The sequence below is a fragment of the Desulfovibrio fairfieldensis genome, assembly GCF_001553605.1.
GTDB classification, from domain to species: domain Bacteria; phylum Desulfobacterota; class Desulfovibrionia; order Desulfovibrionales; family Desulfovibrionaceae; genus Desulfovibrio; species Desulfovibrio fairfieldensis.
The window spans coordinates 1,346,061-1,367,301 of the sequence record NZ_CP014229.1 but is presented as its reverse complement, the minus strand read 5'-3'; the positions used below and the strand labels follow the sequence as shown (position 1 = coordinate 1,367,301).

At 60.4% G+C, this 21,241-nt stretch carries 19 protein-coding genes and 1 tRNA gene; 11 read left to right on the top strand and 9 right to left on the bottom strand.

From position 1 onward, the window contains the following. Positions 1–40 precede the first annotated feature (40 nt). Entirely contained in the window at positions 41–1,117 is a 1,077-nt protein-coding gene (gene ispG / locus AXF13_RS05770; RefSeq protein WP_062252006.1) for a flavodoxin-dependent (E)-4-hydroxy-3-methylbut-2-enyl-diphosphate synthase, read from the bottom strand. A 213-nt stretch (positions 1,118–1,330) separates the two neighbouring features. Between ispG and AXF13_RS05765 the strand changes: the two genes are divergently transcribed. From AXF13_RS05765 to AXF13_RS05745, 5 genes are all read left to right on the top strand, one after another. Next, positions 1,331–2,020: a FlgO family outer membrane protein gene (locus AXF13_RS05765; RefSeq protein WP_223299985.1), complete on the top strand. Its 690-nt coding sequence runs from the start codon at positions 1,331–1,333 to the stop codon at positions 2,018–2,020. A 13-nt stretch (positions 2,021–2,033) separates the two neighbouring features. After that, positions 2,034–2,336, top strand: coding sequence for a hypothetical protein (locus tag AXF13_RS05760; protein WP_008684251.1), 303 nt, complete (start codon positions 2,034–2,036; stop codon positions 2,334–2,336). Between the two features lie 8 nt (positions 2,337–2,344). Beyond that, a complete protein-coding gene (locus AXF13_RS05755; RefSeq protein ID WP_062252005.1) occupies positions 2,345–2,953 on the top strand; it encodes a FlgO family outer membrane protein in 609 nt (202 codons plus the stop codon). 238 nt (positions 2,954–3,191) lie between these two features. After that, positions 3,192–4,292 (top strand): redox-regulated ATPase YchF, encoded by a 1,101-nt coding sequence (gene ychF, locus AXF13_RS05750; RefSeq protein WP_062252004.1) that lies wholly within the window; start codon positions 3,192–3,194, stop codon positions 4,290–4,292. A 139-nt stretch (positions 4,293–4,431) separates the two neighbouring features. Then, positions 4,432–4,995 carry a flavodoxin family protein gene (locus tag AXF13_RS05745; protein ID WP_062252003.1) on the top strand — a complete coding sequence of 188 codons (564 nt, stop codon included), beginning with the start codon at positions 4,432–4,434 and terminating at the stop codon, positions 4,993–4,995. An 83-nt stretch (positions 4,996–5,078) separates the two neighbouring features. On the opposite strand, the gene AXF13_RS05740 is transcribed toward AXF13_RS05745, so the two are convergent. The 5 genes from AXF13_RS05740 to AXF13_RS05720 form a co-directional block, all read right to left on the bottom strand. Beyond that, positions 5,079–7,106, bottom strand: a complete 2,028-nt coding sequence (locus AXF13_RS05740) for a methyl-accepting chemotaxis protein (protein WP_062252002.1) — start codon at positions 7,104–7,106, stop codon at positions 5,079–5,081. Between the two features lie 613 nt (positions 7,107–7,719). Beyond that, positions 7,720–8,463, bottom strand: coding sequence for an RNA methyltransferase (locus AXF13_RS05735; RefSeq protein ID WP_062252001.1), 744 nt, complete (start codon positions 8,461–8,463; stop codon positions 7,720–7,722). 7 nt (positions 8,464–8,470) lie between these two features. Next, complete coding sequence (locus AXF13_RS05730) at positions 8,471–9,079, bottom strand: DUF456 domain-containing protein (protein ID WP_062252000.1); 609 nt, start codon at positions 9,077–9,079, stop codon at positions 8,471–8,473. A gap of 12 nt (positions 9,080–9,091) precedes the next feature. Further along, positions 9,092–10,390, bottom strand: a complete 1,299-nt coding sequence (locus tag AXF13_RS05725) for a phenylacetate--CoA ligase family protein (protein WP_062251999.1) — start codon at positions 10,388–10,390, stop codon at positions 9,092–9,094. 60 nt (positions 10,391–10,450) lie between these two features. Continuing rightward, positions 10,451–11,509 carry a DUF1786 domain-containing protein gene (locus AXF13_RS05720; protein ID WP_062251998.1) on the bottom strand — a complete coding sequence of 353 codons (1,059 nt, stop codon included), beginning with the start codon at positions 11,507–11,509 and terminating at the stop codon, positions 10,451–10,453. 126 nt (positions 11,510–11,635) lie between these two features. Between AXF13_RS05720 and AXF13_RS05715 the strand changes: the two genes are divergently transcribed. Beyond that, positions 11,636–11,720: transfer RNA gene (locus tag AXF13_RS05715), tRNA-Leu, on the top strand. 128 nt (positions 11,721–11,848) lie between these two features. Here AXF13_RS05715 and AXF13_RS05710 read toward each other — a convergent pair. The 3 genes from AXF13_RS05710 to AXF13_RS05700 form a co-directional block, all read right to left on the bottom strand. Continuing rightward, positions 11,849–13,441: a bifunctional metallophosphatase/5'-nucleotidase gene (locus tag AXF13_RS05710; RefSeq protein ID WP_062251997.1), complete on the bottom strand. Its 1,593-nt coding sequence runs from the start codon at positions 13,439–13,441 to the stop codon at positions 11,849–11,851. A gap of 237 nt (positions 13,442–13,678) precedes the next feature. Further along, a complete protein-coding gene (locus AXF13_RS05705; RefSeq protein ID WP_062251996.1) occupies positions 13,679–13,945 on the bottom strand; it encodes a DksA/TraR family C4-type zinc finger protein in 267 nt (88 codons plus the stop codon). 145 nt (positions 13,946–14,090) lie between these two features. Next, a complete protein-coding gene (locus tag AXF13_RS05700) occupies positions 14,091–14,750 on the bottom strand; it encodes a Crp/Fnr family transcriptional regulator (protein WP_062251995.1) in 660 nt (219 codons plus the stop codon). Positions 14,751–15,000: 250 nt separating this feature from the next. Here AXF13_RS05700 and AXF13_RS05695 point away from each other — a divergent pair, with 250 nt between their 5' ends. From AXF13_RS05695 to AXF13_RS17335, 5 genes are all read left to right on the top strand, one after another. Beyond that, positions 15,001–16,452 carry an aryl-sulfate sulfotransferase gene (locus tag AXF13_RS05695; RefSeq protein WP_062251994.1) on the top strand — a complete coding sequence of 484 codons (1,452 nt, stop codon included), beginning with the start codon at positions 15,001–15,003 and terminating at the stop codon, positions 16,450–16,452. Positions 16,453–16,572: 120 nt separating this feature from the next. Then, the gene (locus tag AXF13_RS05690) at positions 16,573–17,973 is read left to right on the top strand and encodes an SLC13 family permease (RefSeq protein WP_062251993.1); all 1,401 of its coding nucleotides are present in this window, start codon (positions 16,573–16,575) and stop codon (positions 17,971–17,973) included. A 95-nt stretch (positions 17,974–18,068) separates the two neighbouring features. Further along, entirely contained in the window at positions 18,069–19,658 is a 1,590-nt protein-coding gene (locus tag AXF13_RS05685; RefSeq protein WP_062251992.1) for an outer membrane homotrimeric porin, read from the top strand. A gap of 230 nt (positions 19,659–19,888) precedes the next feature. Then, entirely contained in the window at positions 19,889–20,893 is a 1,005-nt protein-coding gene (locus AXF13_RS05680) for an MFS transporter (RefSeq protein ID WP_250637000.1), read from the top strand. Further along, complete coding sequence (locus tag AXF13_RS17335) at positions 20,863–21,222, top strand: MFS transporter (protein ID WP_250636999.1); 360 nt, start codon at positions 20,863–20,865, stop codon at positions 21,220–21,222. Before AXF13_RS05680 ends, AXF13_RS17335 begins: the two co-directional genes overlap by 31 nt. Positions 21,223–21,241: the final 19 nt, after the last annotated feature.

The window sequence follows — 21,241 nt, the reverse complement described above, 5'->3', positions numbered from 1 at the left end:
TGCTTCCTTGCTATTGAGGTTTGCCGCCGCGCACAGGGCGTCAGGCGGGCTGCCCCTTTTCGTTGAGCAGCGTTTGCAATTCTTCCATAAAGGCCGCCAACAGGGCTTCCTGGCCCTTGACCGAGCGGATGACCTCGCCTTTGCGGAAAATTATGCCCTTGTCGCGGCCACCGGCCAGGCCCAGATCCGCTTCGCGGGCTTCGCCGGGGCCGTTGACAACACAGCCCATGACCGCCACCTTGATGTCGGCTATGGACTGGGACAGACGTTCCTCCACGGCGCGGGCCAAGGCGAAGAGATCGATTTCCGTACGGCCGCAGGTGGGGCAGGAAATGATTTCCGGCCCGCGCGAGCGCAGGCCCAGAGCGCGCAGAATTTCCCAGGCCACGGCGACCTCCTCCGCAGGGTCCGCAGTGAGCGAAACCCGCAGGGTGTCACCGATGCCTTCGTGCAGCAGGATGCCCAGGCCCACGGAGGATTTGACCGTGCCGCGCAGCAGGCCGCCAGCCTCGGTGACGCCGATATGGAGAGGATAGTCGCAAGTCTCGTGCAACAGACGGTAGGACGCGATGGTGTCCAGCACGGAAGAGGACTTGAGCGAAATCTTGGTGTCGTAAAAGCCGCGCCGCTCCAGCAGGCGTACATGCCCCAGCGCGCTTTGCACCAGAGCCTCGGGGCAGGGGCCGCCGTATTGCTTGAGCAGCGGCTTTTCCAATGAACCGGAATTGACGCCGATGCGGATCACTGCCTTATGTGCTTTGGCCGCGTCCACCACTTTGTCCACGTGCTCGCTGGGGCCGATATTGCCGGGATTGATGCGCAGGCCTTCCACGCCCGCCTCCAGGGCGGCGACAGCCAGCCGGTAGTCGAAGTGGATATCCGCGATGAGCGGCAAAGGCGTGCCCGCGCGGATGGCCCGCAGAGCCCCGGCGGCGGCTTCGTCCGGCACGGCCAGACGCACGGCCTCGCAGCCCCTGGCGGCTAAGCGCTCAATCTGGGCCAGGGTGGCGTCAACGTCGCGGGTGTCCGTATTGGTCATGCTCTGGACCATGACCGGCGCGCCGCCGCCGACAACCAGGCCGCCCAGCCGGATGGCGCGGGTTTTCGTGATGCGCATGTTCTGTCCCCCACCGCGAAAATTGCGGGCAACGGCGCGAACCGCCGTCCTTCTCCGCACTGAGGCGTTCTTGTATGCTATTTCGGGACACAAGCCAAGCCTTCATCTGGAACGCGTCTTGCATAACTTTTATGAACCGGCCGGAACATTCCGCACTTTTTCCAAAAGAGCACTCAAGTTCGCTGCCGGGCCGACGATAAGAACGATATCACCATGATTGAGGTTGCCATGCACAGTCTGTTGCGCCTTTTTCTGTTCTGCGCGTTTCTGCTGCCGCTTCTGTCCGGCTGCAAAAGTACGCCCACGCCCAATGATCCCGCCTATGTGGACGCGGTGGAAGTGAAGCTCAAATGCCGTGAACTGGCCGATCAGATGCTGGCCACCATGCCCAACGACGCCTTGCAGGGTTTTGTGGCCATGCCCACTTCCTTTGTGGACCAGAACAACACGTCGCGCTCTTCGCCGCTGGGCAGGCTCATGGGCGAAGCCCTGTTTTACGAATTCAACCAGCGCGGCTTTCCCACGCGGGAATACCGCCTGACCGGCCATATTTCCGTGGAAGGCGGCCGCGACGACCTGGCTCTGGCCGCCAATCAGATTGTACCCACCAAGGGCCAGAAATGGGCCGCTCTGGTGGTGGGCACCTATTATGTGGATAAGGACGCCACCTTCGTCAACGCGCGCCTGGTGCGGGCCAGCGATGGCTTGGTATTGCGCACGGGCCAGCTCGTGCTGGTCAATACGCCGATTATCGCGCGGATGGGCAAAACCGATCCCGCGCCCGTGGCGGCCAAGCCGGCTGCCGCGACGGCGCAAAATGAACGTCGCGGCCTGTATCCCTCGTTGTATACTCCGGCCAGTTCCATCAGCAGCGGCAGCATTCCCATCAAACAAGGCAAATAATGCCGGAAACGCCATGCGACATCTGTTTCTTTTTTCTTTCGCGGTATGGCTGGCGGCCTGCCCGCCCGCAGTGGCCCTGGGGCAAAATCTCTCGGCCTATGACAGCCCGCCCCAAGGCGCATCTTCCTTCGGCCAGGGGCCGGACATCAGCGCCACCTATCTGGAAGAGGCCCGTGAATATCGCAAGCAGGGGCGCTACGAGCTGGCCCGCCAGTCTTACGCCCAGGCCCTGTCCACCTGCCGGAGCAATGCCGGTCTGGACATCATCAAGCGCGAACTGGCCGGTGTTGAACTTTTATTGCGCACCATGCGTTGAGGTTTGTCATGAGCCGTTTTCTTGTGGTCATTCTGGTGCTCGCTGCCCTGCTCTTTCCTCTGACGGCCGCGGCTGTCGGCACGGTGCCCGGAGCCGCCAACAGCATTGCCGAGCAGTTGGACGATCAGCTGATGATGCGTTATGCGGGCGACGATCCCGGCACGAGCAAAAAACAGCGCCAGGCCCTGGCCCGCGCCCAGATCATGATCATGGGCACCACTCCGGCCAATATCAACAATCTTGAAGTGGCTTCTCCCCTGGCCCGCCAGATGACCGAGGAAATTTCGCGCTGGCTGGTCAACGCGGGCTATCGCTACCAGGAATTGCGCAAGGGCAGCTATATCCGCTTCGACAAGCGCACGGGCGAACTGATCCTGACCCGCGACGTGCGCAAGCTCGCCAGCACCCTGGGTACCGGCCAGGCGGTCCTGGCGGGCACCTATGTGGTCAGCGGCGAACAGGTACGCTTCAGCATGAGCCTGATCCACACCACCAGCAACGAAGTGCTGGCCAAGGGCACGGCCACGGTGCCCATTACCGATGACCTGCTGCCCCTGCTGGAAGATCAGCCTGCGGGCAGCGGCAAGGTGCCCACAGTTTACACCCGGTTGCAGTAGAGCCCGGTGTCGCGTCAAGCGACAGGGATTGCGTGCCGCCGCAAGCGGCGTAAGCACAGAAAAAACTCGCTTTTTGCCGTGCGATCTTCACGCCGAACCGACAGGTGCAGCGTGACATCTCATTGGGCTCCGCTTGCCTCCGGCGCGCTTTGCGACTATATAAACCCCGCCTCCGGCCAGTCCGGAAGCGGGGTTTCCGCGTATGCCGGTATGCCCCAGCACAACGCAAGGAGTCGCCATGTCGCTCAGCATCGGCATCGTGGGCCTGCCCAACGTGGGCAAGTCCACCCTGTTCAACGCCCTGACCAAGGCACAGAACGCCCAGGCCGCCAATTATCCTTTCTGCACCATTGAGCCCAACAAGGCCACTGTTGCCGTGCCGGACAAGCGCGTGGACGCGCTCACAGCCAAGGCCAAACCGCAGAAGACCATTCATGCCAGCGTGGATTTCATCGATATCGCCGGTCTGGTGCGCGGCGCCAGCAAGGGCGAGGGCCTGGGCAATCAGTTTCTGGCAACCATCCGGGAATGCGCGGCCATTGTGGAAGTGGTGCGCTGCTTTGAGGATGAGAACATCACCCATGTGGACGGTAACGTGAATCCCCTGCGCGATGTGGAAACCATTGAGACGGAACTCTTGCTGGCCGATTTGCAAAGCGTGGAAAAGCGCCTGGAAAAACTGCAAAAAATGGCTAAAGGCAGCAAGGACGCCAAAGCCGCCGCTGAATTGATGCAGGGCCTGCTGGCTCATCTGAACGAGGGCAAACCCGCCGCCGCTTTTGCCCTGCCGGATAATGAAACCTTTCTGGCTTCCTGGCGGGAGCTGGGCCTGATCACGGACAAGCCCGTGATTTACTGCGCCAATGTGGACGAAGCCGCCGTGGCCGACGGCAACGCCTATGTGGATGAAGTGCGTGCCCTGGCCGCTGAGCGCAAGGCGGGCTTTGCCTGCATCTGCGCAAAACTTGAAGAAGAACTTCAAGGGTTGCCCGAGGACGAGCAGGCGGAAATGCTGGCCTCTTACGGCATTGAAGAAAGCGGTCTGGTGCGGATCATCCGCACCGGCTACGCCACCTTGGGACTGTGCAGCTATTTTACCGCCGGGCCCGATGAAGTGCGCGCCTGGACCATCCATCAGGGCTGGAAGGCCCCTCAGGCCGCCGGTGTGATCCATACGGATTTTGAACGCGGTTTCATCCGGGCCGAGGTCATTTCCTTCGAGGACTACATGGGCCACGAAAGCGAGGCCGCCTGCCGCGCCGACGGCGTGCTGCGAGTGGAAGGCAAGGATTATGTGGTGCGGGACGGCGACGTGATGCACTTCCTCTTCAACGTCTAGATGTAGAGCATATTACGCTTGAGATTTCCGCTTGACGGCGGGCAAAGCCCGCCTACGCAAAGCTCGCGGACCTCGTTTCACTCCATTTCACAAGGCCGAGCATTTTAACAGTAATGCTCCAGTCTCCACGAGGGTACGCATGCGCTTGGCGGCGTTCAACGGCAGCTCCCGCAAGAACGGCAATACACGGATATTGCTGGAAATTATCTGCGATGAAACGCGCAGGGCGGGCATCGACAGCGAAATCATTTCCCTGTCCGACTTTCCCCTGCGCGGCTGTCTGGGCTGTTTCGCCTGCAAGGGGCAGGCACACTGCATAACCATTGACGACGGTTTCAACGATTGCTTTGCCAAGATGCGTGAGGCCGACGGCATCGTGCTCGGTTCGCCCGTGTATTCGGCGGATGTCTCCGCGCCCATGAAGGCTTTTCTGGAGCGTGCCGGAGTGGTCTGCGCGTCCAATCCCGGCCTGCTCCGGCGCAAGGCGGGTGCGGCCGTGGCCGCCGTGCGCCGCGCCGGGGGCCTGAATACCGTTGACAGCATGAACCATTTTCTACTGAACAAGGAAGTGATTCTGGCCGGTTCCACCTACTGGAACATGGTCTACGGCAAGGAGCCCGGCGACGTGCGCCGCGATGAGGAGGGCATGCGCAACATGCAGAATCTCGGCGAGAATCTGGCCTGGCTCATGCGGCGGCTGTAGGCATTTTTGCTCATTCCGCGAAATCAGGCATGAAAAAACCGGCCCAAGGGCCGGTTTTTTCATTGCCATACTACCAGAGAAACTTAGGCGTTCTTCATCTCTTCAATGAGCGTGACCAGTTCCTGGGAACGCCGCCGCAGAGATTCCAGAGCCTTGGCCGCCTCCCGCATGGCTTCAGAGGTGGTGGACGTAATGTCATTGACCTCGGCAATGGATTTGGTGATTTCCTCACTGGTGGCGGACTGCTCCTCGCTGGCCGTGGCGATGGTGCGCACCTCATCGGCGGTATGCTCCACCATCTCCAGGATTTCGTTGAGCGATTCGCCGGATTTGTTGGAAAATTCCGTGGCCTTGGCGATATTCTGCACGGCCTGCTCCACCTGATGCGTGCTCTGCTCCGCGCTTTCCTGAATGGCCTTGATGGCGTTGCCCACCTCTGTGGTGGAGGTCATGGTTTTTTCCGCCAATTTGCGGACCTCGTCCGCCACCACCGCGAAACCGCGCCCGGCTTCCCCGGCCCGGGCAGCCTCAATGGCCGCGTTGAGGGCCAGGAGATTGGTCTGGTCCGCGATATCCGAAATAACGCTCATGATCTGGTTAATGGCTCTGGCATGCTCATCCAGCCTGACCATATCTTCCTTGAGCGCCAGGGACTGGCTCTGCACTTCCTGAATTCCGGCAACGGACTGGGTGACCACGGCAGTGCCGTCCGTGGCTTTTTGTCGAGCAGAGGTGGAAACGTCCGCCGCGAGCCCGGCGTTTTTCGCCACTTCCAGCACCGCGGAGTTCATTTCCTCCATGGCCGTGGCTGTTTCTGCAAGGCGGGACGCGGCATGGCTCAGCGCCTCGTCGGACTGTTCCACCTGGGCGGCAATATTGTTGATGGCCCCGTTCAACTTTTCTACCACGCCTTCAATTTGGCCCGCTGCGCTGATCATGCCGTCGCGTTTGGCCTGTTCCGCCTGCTGCTGGGCAAGGCGGGCTTCTTCCATGGCGCAGGCGGCTTCTTCAGCTTTCTTTCGGGCTTCTTCGGCCTTTTCACCGGCCTCCAGCATCAGATTGTCCTGCTTTTTTACCATGGCGCGCAGGGCCTCGGCCAGTTCGCCCATGTCGTCACGACTGTGCACGTCCAGCACGGCATCTTTTTTACCACCGGCCACATCCAGCACATAGCGGGTGATTTTCCGTACCGGGGCGCTGACCCGCAGGCCGATCATCACGGAAAGAAGCAGCTGTACCGCCAGCAAGGCCGCGGCTACCCACGAGGCAGTGACCACGGCCTTGTTTTCAAGCTCCATCAGCTTGTTGAGCGGCATGCCCACAAACCACATGCCCGCAATGGTTCCGTCCGCCGCCTTCACCGGCCAATAGGCGGATTTGTATTCAACGCCGAGGATATTATTCTGCGCGAAACACAGCTCCCCGCGCTGTAAAACCGCTTCCACTATCTCCGGAGATTGCAGCTTGGTGCCCACGGCCCGTTTGCCGTCCTTCATAATCGTGGTCATGGCGCGGATGTCACCCTTGAAGATGGTCACATCCATGCCGCTCATCTGCTTGAGCCAGTCCAGATAGGGCGGTGTCACCAGAGAAGTGCCGATAGACAGCGTGCCCACCAGTTTGCCTTCGTACATAATGGGCTGGCTGGCGCGGATGGTGAAGGGAACAACGGTTCCGGCCACGATAGCGACCGAAGGCGTGCCCTGCAGGGCCTTGACCACGGTTTCCTGATTCAGGACGCTGTCCTGCCATTTTTTCGAATGGCCCCGTCCCACGACAATGCCCTTGTCGTCCGTGACGGTCATGAAGTCGGACCCGGCTTCCTTCATGGCTTCCGCCGAAAGGAGCATGACCTGCTCGTGGTCGCGGGCAAGCACGGCGCGGGCAAGATTTTCCTCATGGGACATAAGCATGGCGCTTTGTGCGAAACGCGTGGCCGTAAGCTCGTTGGCGGTCTGAATGACGTTCTGCATCCGCCGGATATTCCCGTCCAGCTCCTCTTCCACGGGTTCTTTCATGAAATGAATGGAAACAAAAAGCACCACAACGCAGCATGTGATCAGCGCCCCGAAGAGCGAACCTACATATTTATGCGTCAAGGTCAAACGCATAGCATCCCCCTCTGCAAATGGAATATGTCAAAGTCCGACACTTGTTCCGCCGTCCGCAATCACGACTCTCGACCCTGCGGACGGCACGGTTCATCCTTCCCGCCAGGACTCCATATGCGTCCAGGAAAGCAATAGTGCGGATTTCATAACATATCCCCTTGAAAAAAGCCCAGTCGCCGATATACGCCAGGCAAGGCATACAATACGCCCCACCCCATACTTTCCAGGGTATTACAGAAAGGGGCTTGCGCCTTCAATCACAACCCATCAAAGTCTTTATCGGCCGACATAAAGAAATGCTTAGAGGATTGGGCGTATTTATTGTGCCGAAAGCACAACAAAAACGGCATTGCCCACGATATAATGAAGATGGCGAAATACAGGGACGAGGATAACGAGACAAGGCGTCGCGTTTGCGTAACGCCGAACGCGGTGAGGCGCGCCGCAAAGCGGCGTGGATTCCGGCAAAAACCGCGCTTTTTGCCGGAATGAACCCTTTGAAACGCAAAGCGTTTCAAAGGTAATCTGTTCTAGAAAGATTTCAAGGTGAAACAGCTCCCGGCGAACGAAAGCAGAAGGAACGTCCGCCGGCATGCGCGAAAAGGGGAAAAGCTCAGCCCAGCTTGTGGCGCACCTGCCGACACAGGCCCATCAGCGCGTCATACTCGTGCCGCCTGAGCCCGGCACGACTGAACATGCGCCGCCAGGGCATCAGAAAGTAATCCGGATTATCGCCATGCAGATAATCCAGACCGAGCAGCATGCCCTTGAGTGCGTCCATAAGCCGCTCCTGTTCTTCAGCGGTAACCGCACGCCCGCCGCCGGATGTGCCGGTCTTTTCCGCGTCGGGAAACGCACGGACAGCACGTACGGCATTGGCGCATTCATAGAGCATAAGCAGCACGGCCTGGGCCAGGTTGAGAGAGCTGGCAGCCGCGTCGGTGGGAATGGTCACGAGACGCTGGCAATGGGTGATTTCTTCATTGTTCAGTCCCCGGTCTTCCGGGCCGAAGACAAGAGAAACTTTTTCATCGCGTGCCAGGGCTGCCGCCACTTCCCGCGCGGCCTGACCCGGCGCGAGCAGGGCCTGCCGCCAACCTCCCGTGCGGGCCGTGGTGCCCAGCACCAGACTGCTCTCGGCCACGGCCACAGCCAGATCGGGGCTCACCCGTACGCCGTCCAGCAGGCTCTGCCCTTTGGGCGTAGCGAGAGGACCGGCCTTTTCCCGGTCCCAACGTTCCGGGTCCACCAGACGGATGGCCGGGCAACCCATATTGGCGCAGGCCCGCGCCGCCATGCCGATATTTTCGGGAAAACGGGTCTTGACTAAAACTATCTGCACGCCGTCCAGCAACATGGGCGCCTCAACAAAGATGGTGCAGCACGCTCAGCACCAGTTGGGCCGGACCGTCCAGGCTGTCCGGCGGCAAGGGCGCGGGGACCGGCTTCGGCCAGATCCGGTGGGCGGTGAGCGCCAGCATGGCCCCGCCCGCGCCGCATTTGCAGACCGTGCCCAGAAAACGGCCCATCATGGCCCCAAAAGCCGCGTCCAGCGCTTCTTTCACAGGCCTGCCCTTGACGAGTTCCATAAGAAAGCAGCCGATCCAGGCGCCGGCCAACGCGCCGATCAGCGCGCCCAGGCCGAAAAAGAGCGGCGCCAGCAGAATGGCTCCGGCAATGGCCCCGATCATGCCCGCGAAAGTACCCGATGAACTGGAGCCGTAGCGCTTGGCCTTGAGGATCTGCATGCCCAGCTCCAGAGCCTCGCCGATCAGCGCCAGTCCCACCATCATGACCCAGAACCAGACATCCAGATTGGCCGCGCCGGGGTGGACCATTTTCCACAGAGCCACCAGGCCCAGTACAATCCAGTTGGCAGGCAGGCCGAATACGTTCAGGAGCAGCACGAAACAGAGCAGCGTGACGAACGCACCGGCCAGCAGATAGGCAATGGGAAACGGCAGAAAATCCATGCCCCACGATTCCTATTTCTTGACCCGCATATCCTGCACGCGCACCGCCTTGCCTTCGGTACGGGGCAGGCTGTTGCTTTCCACCAGCTCCACCCTGGGCGTGACCAGAATTTCGTCGCGCAGGCGCTGGGCAATGACCTTTTGCAGGTTCTGCAACGCGCGCATGTCTTCCACAAAGTATTCGTCGCGGACTTCAACCTGCACCCGCATCACGTCGCCGATGCCGTCGTTCTCCAGGAGAATCAGGTAGCTCTGCCCCACCTCCTTGAAGGTCATGATGACCTGCTCGATCTGCATGGGGTAGACGTTGACGCCCTTGATGATAAACATGTCATCGGCCCGGCCCAAGATGCGATCCATACGCCGGTGCGCGCGGCCGCAGGCGCATTCACCCGGCAGAAAGCGGGTCAGATCGCGCGTGCGGTAACGCAGAATGGGCATGCCCTGGCGGCAGAGGCTGGTCATGACCAACTCACCCACCTCGCCGTCCGGCACGGGCTCGCCGGTGTCCGGATCCACGATTTCGGGAATATAAGCATCCTCCCAGATGTGCAGGCCTTTCTGTTCAAGGCATTCAAAGCCCACGCCCGGTCCGTTCATTTCCGAAAGGCCGTAGGAGTTGTAGGCCTTCATGTCGAAAAGTTCCTCAATGCGTTTGCGGAACTCCTCGGTGTAGGGCTCCGCGCCCACCAGGGCGATACGCAGGGGAAAAGCGCGCGGGTCTTCGCCCATATTACGCAGATGTTCGCCCAGAATCAGGGCGTAAGAAGGCAGAATGTGAGCCACCGTGGTGTGGAAGTCTTTGGCCAGCTTGATCTGGCGGCGCGAGTTGCCCGGCCCGGCGGGAATGGTCATGCAGCCCAGGCGCTCCGCGCCGAAATGGATGCCCAGGCCGCCCGTAAACAGGCCGTAGCCCGACATATTCTGAAAGACGTCGTCCCGGCGCACGCCCACCATATGCATACAGCGGGCCATGAGATCAGCCCAGGAGTTGATGTCGTTCTGGGTATGGCAGATAGCCACGGGCGTGCCCGTAGTGCCGCTGGAACAATGCATGCGCACGATTTCCGAGGGCGGCACGCACAGCAACCCTGTGGGATATTGGGAGCGCAGATCCTGCTTGCTGGTGAAGGGGATGCGTTGCAGATCGTCCAGGCTGCGAATGGAATCCGGGGTGACGCCCGCTTCGTCCAGGCGCTCGCGGTAAAAGGCGCATTTGCGCGCCTGGGACAGCGTGGCCCGCAGACGCGTCAGCTGGGTTTCCGCGATACGTTCCCGGCTCCACAATTCCGCAGCGTCAAAAACTTCCATACCCTTCTCCTCGATTCATGGTCGCGCGCTCGTGCCGGAGCGCACGCTGAAAATGCATGCTCAGGCGGCGGCATGGGCGTGCGCCCATCCCCAGAGCAAACCAAAACAACCGGCCAGCATCATATCGCCGTGCGGGGCCAGAAAACGCCCCTGCCCCTGGAGCATGGCGCGCCTGGGTCCCAAGATGAAGGTGGGCGCATAGCCGCCCGCCTCTTCGCAGAATGGCCCGAAGGCCGTGCCGTGCCCACCGCTGGCCTGCACCTCTTCCGAAGGCAGCCAGCTCAGCCGGAGCTGCTTCAAATCCTCCAGCAGCTGCTCCAGATCGCGCATGCCGGTGTGATGCTCATAAATGCCGCGCACTTTTCCCTGATAGACCAAGGCCGCCACTGTATGGCTGTTGCCCGCGTTGATGATCGTAATGCCCTCCCGGAAACTGCGCGCCAGCACCTCCGGCTCGCACAACGCCCCCAGCAGGGCGCAAGCTCCGGTATCCGCCACCGGACCGCCGGTTTTTTCATGCAATGTCAGCAAACGGGTCAGGGAAGACGGCGGCGCGGAATAAATCCAGGAAGCAGGATCAGCGGAAGCGGTCAGCAAAGCGCGCCAGGACTGCATCCGGCCCTGCCGGTTGCCGTAGGCGTGATAGCCGTGGTCCTGCGCTCCGGCCAACACCAGATGCGGCTGGGGCAGGCTGGAGAGACGCAACAGACCGGCCCAGAATTCCGGCGCATAATCTGTCAGGAAAACGGGCACGCTGTTTTTCGGGCACTCCTCACAAAACTCCACCCCCATACCGCGCACCACATCCGCATTGTCATGGATGGCCTTGGCCGCGTCCGGCGTGGCAGTAGCGGACAAGCCCGCAGCCAGATGCTCCTTGAGAGCCTGCCCGAAGCCGCCGCCCATATTGCCGCCGTGCAGCCAGAGGCCGCGCCGCAAGAGGGTCAGTTCGCGGATACGTTGAGCCACCAGGCGTGCCGGAGACGGCAGAACGAAACGGGGCCAGTTCTCATACTCCAGGCCGGGGCGGGCCAGCAGGGCGTCCTGGGTGCCGCTGCCGATATCCAGGCAGAGCACCGGACCGGTCTCGCGCAAAAAATGATGTATGGTCTCATCCATGGCCTGTCTCCCGTTCCAGCCTTGATACCCGCAAGCGGGCATGAGCGCAAGCCTTCGGCCCGAAAGTGAACGGTCCGCAAAAAATGCTTGCCAACAACAGCGACTTGATATAGACCAAAAACCCGTGCCGAGGTGGTGGAACTGGTAGACACGCTATCTTGAGGGGGTAGTGGCAATTGCTGTGCGGGTTCGAGTCCCGCCCTCGGCACCAGAATGTAAGCAAGGAATTGCAGCAATAAGCTGCAATTCCTTTTTTCTTTTGGAGGCGCTCGGTGAAGCCTGAGTCACCGGCGCGGAACAGCGTACGCCGCCTTCTTCGGGGCCTCGTTGGGCCCGGTGTTACTTGACCCTGTTGATTCGTCCCGCCCGCAGTGCCTGCCAAGGCGAACGGGCCGCAATGTACGCGCCCACCACATCCACGTCCAAAGGGCCGGGCGCGGAAACCGTCGTGCCGGTTGTGAACATGGAATAACCGTCACCGCCTTTGGCGATATAGTCGGGCAGCACGACCTTATAGCGGCTGTCCTTTTTCAGCGGGCGGGCGACGCCGTTCCCATCAATCAGCTCCGCCGCGAAAAGACGCTGTCCGACTGGTCTGGCTGCGTCAAAGCTGTAGCGCAGCCCGGAGACCTGCAAGAGGCGGGGCCCCATGCCCTGTTCGCCGGAGACGCCGTGTTCCAGCGCGGCCAGCAAGCGGGCACCGTCGTATTCCCGAATAACCAGCGTATTGCCGAACGGCAGCACTGAGAGCAAATCCCCCCGCGTGATGCCGCCGTGCCTCAAGGGCGCACGCAGGCCTCCGCCGTTGGTGAGCGCCATCACCGCCCCGTGAGGCCGCCCGTACTCCAGCATGGCGTCGGCCACAACCATGCCTGAAAGGCAATCCCCCTTGCGGCAGGCTTCCATGCCGTCGGCAAACTCCAGAACATTGCAGCCGAGAATCCGGGCGCGAAACGCTTCCAGCGGCTTCGCATACCCGACCAGCCGGGACTCCACGGCGGGATCAGGAATGACGGATTTTTCCAGACGCCTGGCCTCACCCTCCCAACGGAGGGGCACGCCCCGCGCATCAAAGGTCACCCGCAGATCGCCCAGGTATTCGGCGGCAAATTTGGCGGTTACGACCAGCACCGGCTGTCCGGAAGGAGCGTGTTCCACCACGGGATATGGTCCCACATCAGAACCCGGCCCCAGATAGCTGTGGGTATGGCCGCCCACAATCACGTCCACGCCGTCCACGCTGCGGGCGAGCTCACGATCAACGGGAAGGCCCAGATGACTGATGAGCACGATATGCCGCACGTCCTGCTTTTGCAGTTCGCCGACAGCCTTTTTCAACGCCGCAGCACTCCCCATGAACCGGGTTTGCGGACAAGCAGCGGCCAGCGTGACGACATCGGGATTGGCCAGGCCGACGATGCCCACCTTGATCCCGCGCACATTGCGGATCACATAGGGTTTGACGGGCAGGCCGTACAGGGGACAGCCCGGCTGGGCGTCCAGATTGGCGGCCAGCACGGGGTAATGCAGCGCACCGACATATGCGGCCAGTTCAGCGCATCCCTTGTCGAATTCATGATTGCCGAGGGTCATGGCGTCATACCCCAGCATATTGTCCAATGCGGCAAGCATAGGCCAGCCGTTGACAGTGAAAAACAGCGTACCCTGGAACTGGTCGCCCGCATCAAGCAGCAGCACGTTGTCGGCCTTGCGGCGTTCGGCCTGCGCCACGGCGGCGATGCGGCCCATGCCGCCCGTACAGTCGGCGGACTGCGGACAGGCGTTGCCGTCCTCGTCCCGCCCTGCCACATAAGAATGGATGTCGTTGGTATGCAACAACACCAGATCAAGCGACGGCGCGGGCTGTTTTGCACAGCCCCACAGCAGCAGGACAATGAGAAAAAGGCGGCAAAGCGGATGCCGATCCGTCATAAAGAATCCTCGTCAGCGCAAAAAGGCGACAGCCGTACTGAAGTCGGACGGTTGCGACACGGAAATGCCGCCCCCCGCCAGTTCGTTGCGCATGGCCATTTCAAGGCCGCATGACCCGCGAACTTCACCGATGACATTCATTCTCCCTCTCTCAAGAACGGATTGCAAGAGGCCACAGTCTACTGACTGCGGCCTCTTGCTGGGTAAAGGGCGCAATAATTTTGTACCAGCCCTTTCTTATCGCAACTGGCTGTCCTTGCTGCCCTTCCGGTTATACAGACTGACGGCCTGCTGTTCCCTGTCGGCCTCTTCCTGGCAATGCACGCACAGACGCACGCCGGGCAAAGCCTCGCGGCGGGCTTCCGGGATCCTGTCGCCGCACTCTTCGCAATATTCCAGACTGATGCCCTGCGGCAGGCAGGCACGCGCCCGACGGATCTCGTCATTGATCGAATCCTGAATCTGGTCCTGAACGGCGCTGTCGCCGGCCCATCCCACAGCCATATCCGCCTCCATCGTGCTGTTTTTCTTCTTACTGCATTTATCTAAAATTAAGGCTCTTCTTGTGCGCGGCAAGTGTTGAAAAGAAGCGCTGATACGCGGTGCAGGCTGAAAAAATCACACCAGGATGTGAGGGCTTGTCTTCCGGTTACGAATTGACCAAGCGAAAAAATTCTTCGGGCCGCAGGATGGTGACGGCGTGCCGTTCAAAGGGGCCGAACAGGCCTTGCTCCTCCTGCTGGCGCAGCACCTTATAAAGCGTGATCCGGTGCACGCCCAGCAGGCTCGCCATTTCCTGCCGGGAAATGCCGGGATCAGCGGTCAGGGGATCACTGTCCGGCAGCAGGCGCCGGGCCAGAAATTTGCAGGTGCGTACCAGCACGTCATCCACATAGAGCGACGAGGCCTGGTTGGAAAGCGTGCGCAGCTTGCGGGCCATACTGTGCAGCAGATTGAGAGTCAGATCGGGCCGCGTGCGGCTCAAATGCTCCACGCGGTCTTTGGAAAAAGCGTAAACCACGCAGTCCATGGCGCAGATGTGCACGCTGCCCCTGTCGTCTGCCATGGGATCAAACAGCGGCGTTTCACCGAACAGGCAGCCCTGATTGATGTACCAGAGGATCTTTTCCGTGCCGTCCAGGGTGAAATGGGTCAGCCGTACCTGGCCCTTGTCCAGGAACAGCAGTTCCCCGTGCGATTCGATGCAATGCCCCTTGCGCCAGGTATAACGCACGCCGAGACCCAGGACAGAACGCCAGACAGCGTTCACGTCGCGTAATTCCGTAAAGCCCAGACATCGATTGCTCACCACCGTTCTCCATACCCGCATTTTTGCCGTAACGGCTCGCCGCCTCTTGCCGAAGGGAGCACCTTTCTCAACTATTTATTATTTTGTGAAAAAGGTTGCAATGGCAACACAAATTTTATTTCCCGCAGGCTACAGTACGCCATCCATATAAAAAAACACATGATTTCAAAAAGATATTGATTTGCTCAAAATTTCTCCAGCCTGCGGGCCGGAGTGAAAATCATCCACACCAACCGTAAGGAGTTCACGCATGGGTCATCCAACCATTTATCCCACCGGCGTCACCCTCTACAAACCGGAAAAATGCTGGAGCGGATTCACCATCTTTCAGGCCAATGAAATGGGCGCTGTGCTCATGGACATGAACGGCCGCGAGATCAACGTCTGGAAAGGCGTACACGGCATGCCCAACAAGATTTTCCCCGGCGGCTATCTGCTGACCGGCCGGGGACGGCGCAGCGGCAAATACAGCGTCCAGGACGGCCTGGATCTGATTCAGGTGGACTGGGACGGCAATATCGTCTGGAAATTCGACAAGAATGAATACATTGAAGATCCCGGCATTCCGGGACGCTGGATGGCCCGCTACCACCATGATTTCCAGCGCGAAGGCAACCCCGTGGGCTACTACGCGCCGGGCATGGAGCCCAGGATCGATTCGGGCAACACCCTGATCCTGGCCCACCGCAACGTCCGTAATAAGGATATTTCGGACAAGCTGCTCCTGGACGACCTGATTCTGGAAGTGGACTGGGAGGGCGACATCGTCTGGGAATGGTCCTGCAACGAGCACTTTCATGAAATGGGCTTCCGTGAAGGCCCCAAGAACACCCTCTGCCGCAATCCCAACTACCGCCCCACGCTGCCCGAAGGCATGGGCGACTGGATGCACATCAACTCCATGTCCGTGCTCGGCCCCAACAAGTGGTATGACGCGGGCGACGAGCGCTTCCATCCCGACAACCTGATCGTGGACGGCCGCGAAGCCAACATCATTTTCATCATCAGCAAAAAGACCGGCAAGATCACCTGGAAGCTCGGCCCGGATTACGACAGCACGCCCGAACTGCGCGCCATCGGCTGGATCATCGGCCAGCACCACGCGCATATGATCCCGCGCGGCCTGCCCGGCGAAGGCCATATCCTGGTTTTCGACAACGGCGGCTGGGGCGGCTACGACGTGCCCAATCCCGGTTCGCCCACGGGCGTCAAGGCCGCCCTGCGCGACCACTCCCGCGTGCTGGAAATCGACCCCGTGAATCTCAAGATCGTCTGGCAGTACACTCCGCGCGAGGCCGGATTCCTGGAACCCATGGACAGCAACCGTTTCTACAGCCCCTTCATCAGCGGCATGCAGCGTCTGCCCAACGGCAACACGCTGATTACCGAGGGTTCGGACGGCCGCGTGTTCGAGGTTACGCCGGAACATGAAATCGTCTGGGAATTCATTTCGCCCTATTGGGGCAAGCATGTGCCCATGAATATGACCTACCGCGCCTACCGCGTGCCCTATGAATGGGTGCCGCAGGCGGCCAAGCCTGCTGAAACGCCCATCGCGCCGCTGGACGTGAGCACCTTCCGCGTGCCGGGCGCTGCCGCCGCGGGCGAGCGGGCCAGGGAAGTGGGTGTGGAAGGCTGCCAGCCCTACGAGGGCAGCAACGCCCTGTGCGTGGCTTCAGTGGAAGATCCCACGGAAGAATAACGCCGTCCCGGCCGGGGCGCTTCCCATGCGGAGCGTTCCGGCCGGTTCCGCATCGGAACCCGTGCCCCGGGCGCGCTATTCCATCACCTCAACAGGTTCAGAATACGCAAGGAGCCGCGTATGTTCTTCAAGACTTCCGACTTCAACCCCAGCATGCTGGCCAAATGGGCCTTAAGCCTGATCCTTCCTTTGGGCGTCTACTTGCTCTTGCCCAGGGACGGCTCGCTCAGCCAACCCATGATGGCCTTTCTGGCCATCACGCTCTGGGCCGTATGCGCCTGGGCTATGGACACCCTGAATGAAATTGCCGTGGGCATTCTGCTTCCCGCCCTGTACATCCTGTTCTGCGGGGTGGGCATGAAAGTGGTCTACAGTCCCTGGCTCTCCGAAGTGCCGATCATCGTCATCGGCGGCTTCATCCTCGGCAAGATCATTCAGGACACGGGGCTGGGCAAGCGCATAGCTCTCGGCTGCGTGCGCGCGGCGGGCGGCAGTTTTGCCGGGGCTCTTTGCGGCATCACTCTGGGCGCGGCCATCGTGTCCCCGCTGGTGCCTTCCATCATGGGCAAGGCCGCCATTTTCTGCGCCGTGGCCCTGAGCCTCTGCGACGCGCTGGATTTCAAACCCAAAAGCCGCGAAGCCACGGCCGTGGTGCTGGGTACCTGCCTGGCAGTGGGTTCCACCAAGCTCTGCTATCTTACGGGCGCGGCGGACCTGACCATGGGCATGGGGCTGGCCGACAAGATCATGGGCACCCAGACCACCTGGATGCAATACGCTCTGCACAATTTCGTGCCCGGCATGCTGTACACGGCCATGTCCCTGGCCATTGTGCTGCTGGTGCTGCGCTCGCCGGTCAAAAAGGATGTCCTGCGCTGTGTGGTGCAGGAAAAATACCGTGAACTGGGCGTCATGGCGCCGGAACAGAAACGCGCTCTGGCTCTGCTGGTCCTGACCCTGGCCCTGCTGGCAACCGACAGCCTGCACGGCATCAGCGCGGGCGTGGTGCTGGTGCTGGTGTCCGTGGCTTCCTTTCTGCCCGGCGTCAGCCTGATGGACGGGCCACGCGTCAACAAGGTCAACTTCGCGCCGCTGTTCTTCATCATGGGCTGCATGTGCATCGGCAGCGCTGGCGGTTTCCTCAAGGTCACGGACTGGCTGGCCAACCTGGTGCTGCCCCTGTTCAGCAACATGGGGCCCACAGTGGCCGGGCTCTGTTCCTACCTGGTGGGTTTTCTCTCCAATTTCCTGCTCACGCCCCTGGCCGCCACGTCCACCCTCACCTCGCCCATCACCGAACTGGGCATGGATATGGGTCTTGACCCGCGCCTGCTTTACTATTCCTTCCAGTACGGCCTGGACAATCTGCTCTTCCCCTACGAGTACGCCCTGTATCTTTATTTCTTCAGCAGCGGCTACATCAACTTCAAGGAAATGCTGCTGGTCATGGCCATCCGCATCGTGATGGCCGGCGCGTTTGTGGCCTTTGTGGCCGTGCCATACTGGCGCCTGGTTCTTTAGGGCCTATTGCGGAGCGGCACGGTTTTTTCAGCGTCGGGCCGCTCTCATGGATGCCGCATTCGGGACGGTTGAAAATTTTTCCGGAGGAGAAGGCAATGAGAAAATGGGGCATTGTATTTCTGGCCGTAGCGCTGCTGCTCGGGGACGCAGCCACGGGGCGGGCCGTGGATTTCAAAGTCAAAGGAAGCTGGCAGTTCGCCTTTGACTATATCAACGGCGGAAATTTCATGGGCAAAAACCGCCAGGGCAGTCATCAAATCGGCCAGCAGTGGGCGGCCATACACCAGAAACGCGACGAATTCGAAGCCATCCAGCGTCTGCATTTGCAATTGCAGGCCGTGGCCTCCGAAAGCCTCGCGGGCGTGGTTTTTTTTGAAATCGGCGAGCAGCGCTGGGGCATGGCCGCCCAGGGCGGCGCGCTGGGCGCTGACGGCAGCAATATGGTCAAGGTCAAACAGGCCTATGTGGACTGGATGCCGCCGCATGCGGATCTCAAGGTGCGCATGGGCCTGCAGGGCGTCAGACTGCCCGGCTTCGCTCTGGACAATCCGGTCTTCAACGACGATGTGGCGGGCATCACCGCTTCCTACGCTTTCAACAAATCCTTTGGTCTGACTGCCCTGTGGATGCGGCCCTACAACGACAATTGGCTGGATACCGCCGATAACGGCGTCACGGCCGACTATCTGGACAACTTCGACCTCTTCGCCCTGCTGGCGCCGGTGTCGCTGGACGGCATGAAGATCACCCCCTGGGCCATGGCCGGGGGCATGGGGCCCAATACGCTCAAGCCCTTTACCGTCAGGAATGCCGCCGGGAACAGCAAGACGTTCACCTTCAACAATCCCAGCAGCCAGGCCATTGACGGTCTCCAGATGCGGGACGGCCTCTTTCCCGCCGCCTTCAGCTCCGGCCGCGGCGGCGCATCCCTCTGGAATACGGCATACAGCACCATGTTCTGGGGCGGCCTGACCGGCGAAGTCACGGCCTTTTCACCGTTCCGGGTCAGTTGGGATTTCATCTACGGCAGCGTGGACAACGGCCGGGAATACCTTAATCGCCAGGGCTGGTTCGGCATGCTGTTGGGCGAATACGATACGGACTGGGGCGTGCCCGGCCTGTACGGCTGGTATTTCAGCGGCGACGACGACAATCCGCACAACGGTTCCGAGCGCCTGCCCTACGTCGCCACCACCAACAACCTGACCAATTCCCTGTCCAGCTTCGGCTACCGGGGCAATCCGATCATGGGCGGCGGCAAGGGCGTACTGGGCACCAACCCCAACGGCACCTGGGGCGTGGGAGCGAGGATCAAAAAGCTCAGTTTTATGGATGACCTCAGCCATACATTGCGCGTGAACTACTTCGGCGGCACCAACGACCCCAAGATGGCCGCCTACATCACGGGGCGGCGTCCTATGGACGGCGCGGGCCGCGCGCTGTACCGCAACAATACGGACTTCAACTCCTTCGGCACCTACCTGACCCGCTCGGACAGCGGCCTGGAAATCAACTTCGACAGCACTTACAAGGCCGCAGAGAATCTCAGCTTCATTCTGGAAACCGGTTACATCCACCTCTGGCTGGATGAAGGCACCTGGGGCCGTTATGAAAATATCGCGGGCGACAGCCTGAATTACAAGGATGCCTGGAAAGTCAGCCTTAATGTAATTTACGCCTTTTAACTTTTGCAGAAAATTGCAGGCAGTCTGAAACAGCCCGGAAAATATCCGGGCTGTTTCTTTTTTCGCCTGCCGCTTTGAAATTTTTTTCACTTTTTTATGGAAGAGGTTGCAATGGCAACACTACGCGCGTCCTGGGCGCGCTAGGCTGACTTCACTAAAAAAAATGTTTCACGGCGTCCATTGCTGTTCCCCTTCGTGCCCGGCCACACACAGCTTGGGAGGAAAATCCCATGAGTACCGCCGCCCCGCAGAAAATCAGCAACAACTACTTCGACGGTCTGCCGGTTACAGGTCCGCACAAGGCCATTTTTTTCATCATCATGATGGCCTACTTCTGTGAACAGATGGACAATTGGAATTTCGGCTTCATCGCTCCGGCCCTGATGCACTCCTGGGGGCTGACCCTGAAGGATATCGGCACAGTCAACTTCTGGTATTTCGCGGCCATGACCACCGGCGGCTTTGTGGGCGGCGTTGTTTCGGATTTTATCGGTCGCCGCAAAACATTCCTCATTGCCATTGTGGTCTTTTCCCTGGCCTCGGTGCTCAACGGCTTTACCAACAGTTTCCCGGTCTTTGTGGCTTCCAGAGCCATGACCGGTTTCGGCGTGTTCTGCCTGATGGTCTGCTCCCAGGCCTACATCGCGGAAATGGCCCCGGCGGAAACGCGCGGCAAGTGGCAGAATCTGGTGGCAGCCGTGGGATTTTCCGCCGTGCCGGTCATCGGCATTCTCTGCCGGGCCATCATTCCCCTGGCCGAGGAAGCCTGGCGCTATATCTTCTACTTCGGCGGCATCGGCCTGATCGCCTTTGCCATCGGGCTCAGATATCTGAAGGAGTCGCCGCGCTGGCTGGTGGCTCACGGCAGGCAGGCCGAGGCGGAGCAGGTGGTTTTCGAACTCACCGGCAAGCATGTGGATCTGAGCGAGGCGGTCGGGAAAGTCCAGGCCAAAACGCCGGTCCGCGAGGTGCTCACCGGTATGTTCCACCGCAAATACCTGAAGCGCACTCTGGTGCTTCTGGTCATTGTACTGCTGAGCAATCCCGTGACCTTCGCCATCAACAACTGGATGGCCACTCTGCTCAAGGCTCACGGCTTCAGCCTGGAGGAAAGCCTCACGGCCACGACGCTCATTTCCATCGGCGTGCCGGCCGGGCTGTTTCATCCTTTGTTTCCGACAAAGGCGGACGCAAAATTCCGATCATGGCGGCGCTCTTCGTCCTCGCCGCGCTGACGCCGGTGCTGGGCAACCTGACCTCCTTCTGGGGCATTGTGGGCATGGGCTTTCTGATCACCTGCTTCATTCTGGGCATGAACTTCATGGTCTTTTCCTACACCGCCGAATCCTACCCCACCTGCATGCGCAATACGGCCACGAGCTTTCACAACTCCATGGGCCGCCTGGCTGTGGCCGCCACCCAGCCGCTGATCCCCCTGGCCTTCGCGGCCTACAATTTTGACGGCGTATTCTACATCATCAGCGTCATGTGCGTGATCCCCGCCGTGGTCGTGGGCCTCTGGGGTCAGCGCACCGGCGGCAAATCCCTGGAAGAAATCGCCTGATCATCCCTGATCTTCGGGC

Bases quoted from the DNA above. Each gene is read 5' to 3' on its own strand.
- ispG (WP_062252006.1), bottom strand. From the start codon at position 1,117: ATGCGCATCACGAAAACCCGCGCCATCCGGCTGGGCGGCCTGGTTGTC.
- AXF13_RS05765 (WP_223299985.1), top strand. From the start codon at position 1,331: ATGATTGAGGTTGCCATGCACAGTCTGTTGCGCCTTTTTCTGTTCTGC.
- AXF13_RS05760 (WP_008684251.1), top strand. From the start codon at position 2,034: ATGCGACATCTGTTTCTTTTTTCTTTCGCGGTATGGCTGGCGGCCTGC.
- AXF13_RS05755 (WP_062252005.1), top strand. From the start codon at position 2,345: ATGAGCCGTTTTCTTGTGGTCATTCTGGTGCTCGCTGCCCTGCTCTTT.
- ychF (WP_062252004.1), top strand. From the start codon at position 3,192: ATGTCGCTCAGCATCGGCATCGTGGGCCTGCCCAACGTGGGCAAGTCC.
- AXF13_RS05745 (WP_062252003.1), top strand. From the start codon at position 4,432: ATGCGCTTGGCGGCGTTCAACGGCAGCTCCCGCAAGAACGGCAATACA.
- AXF13_RS05740 (WP_062252002.1), bottom strand. From the start codon at position 7,106: ATGCGTTTGACCTTGACGCATAAATATGTAGGTTCGCTCTTCGGGGCG.
- AXF13_RS05735 (WP_062252001.1), bottom strand. From the start codon at position 8,463: ATGTTGCTGGACGGCGTGCAGATAGTTTTAGTCAAGACCCGTTTTCCC.
- AXF13_RS05730 (WP_062252000.1), bottom strand. From the start codon at position 9,079: ATGGATTTTCTGCCGTTTCCCATTGCCTATCTGCTGGCCGGTGCGTTC.
- AXF13_RS05725 (WP_062251999.1), bottom strand. From the start codon at position 10,390: ATGGAAGTTTTTGACGCTGCGGAATTGTGGAGCCGGGAACGTATCGCG.
- AXF13_RS05720 (WP_062251998.1), bottom strand. From the start codon at position 11,509: ATGGATGAGACCATACATCATTTTTTGCGCGAGACCGGTCCGGTGCTC.
- AXF13_RS05710 (WP_062251997.1), bottom strand. From the start codon at position 13,441: ATGACGGATCGGCATCCGCTTTGCCGCCTTTTTCTCATTGTCCTGCTG.
- AXF13_RS05705 (WP_062251996.1), bottom strand. From the start codon at position 13,945: ATGGCTGTGGGATGGGCCGGCGACAGCGCCGTTCAGGACCAGATTCAG.
- AXF13_RS05695 (WP_062251994.1), top strand. From the start codon at position 15,001: ATGGGTCATCCAACCATTTATCCCACCGGCGTCACCCTCTACAAACCG.
- AXF13_RS05690 (WP_062251993.1), top strand. From the start codon at position 16,573: ATGTTCTTCAAGACTTCCGACTTCAACCCCAGCATGCTGGCCAAATGG.
- AXF13_RS05685 (WP_062251992.1), top strand. From the start codon at position 18,069: ATGAGAAAATGGGGCATTGTATTTCTGGCCGTAGCGCTGCTGCTCGGG.
- AXF13_RS05680 (WP_250637000.1), top strand. From the start codon at position 19,889: ATGAGTACCGCCGCCCCGCAGAAAATCAGCAACAACTACTTCGACGGT.
- AXF13_RS17335 (WP_250636999.1), top strand. From the start codon at position 20,863: ATGGCGGCGCTCTTCGTCCTCGCCGCGCTGACGCCGGTGCTGGGCAAC.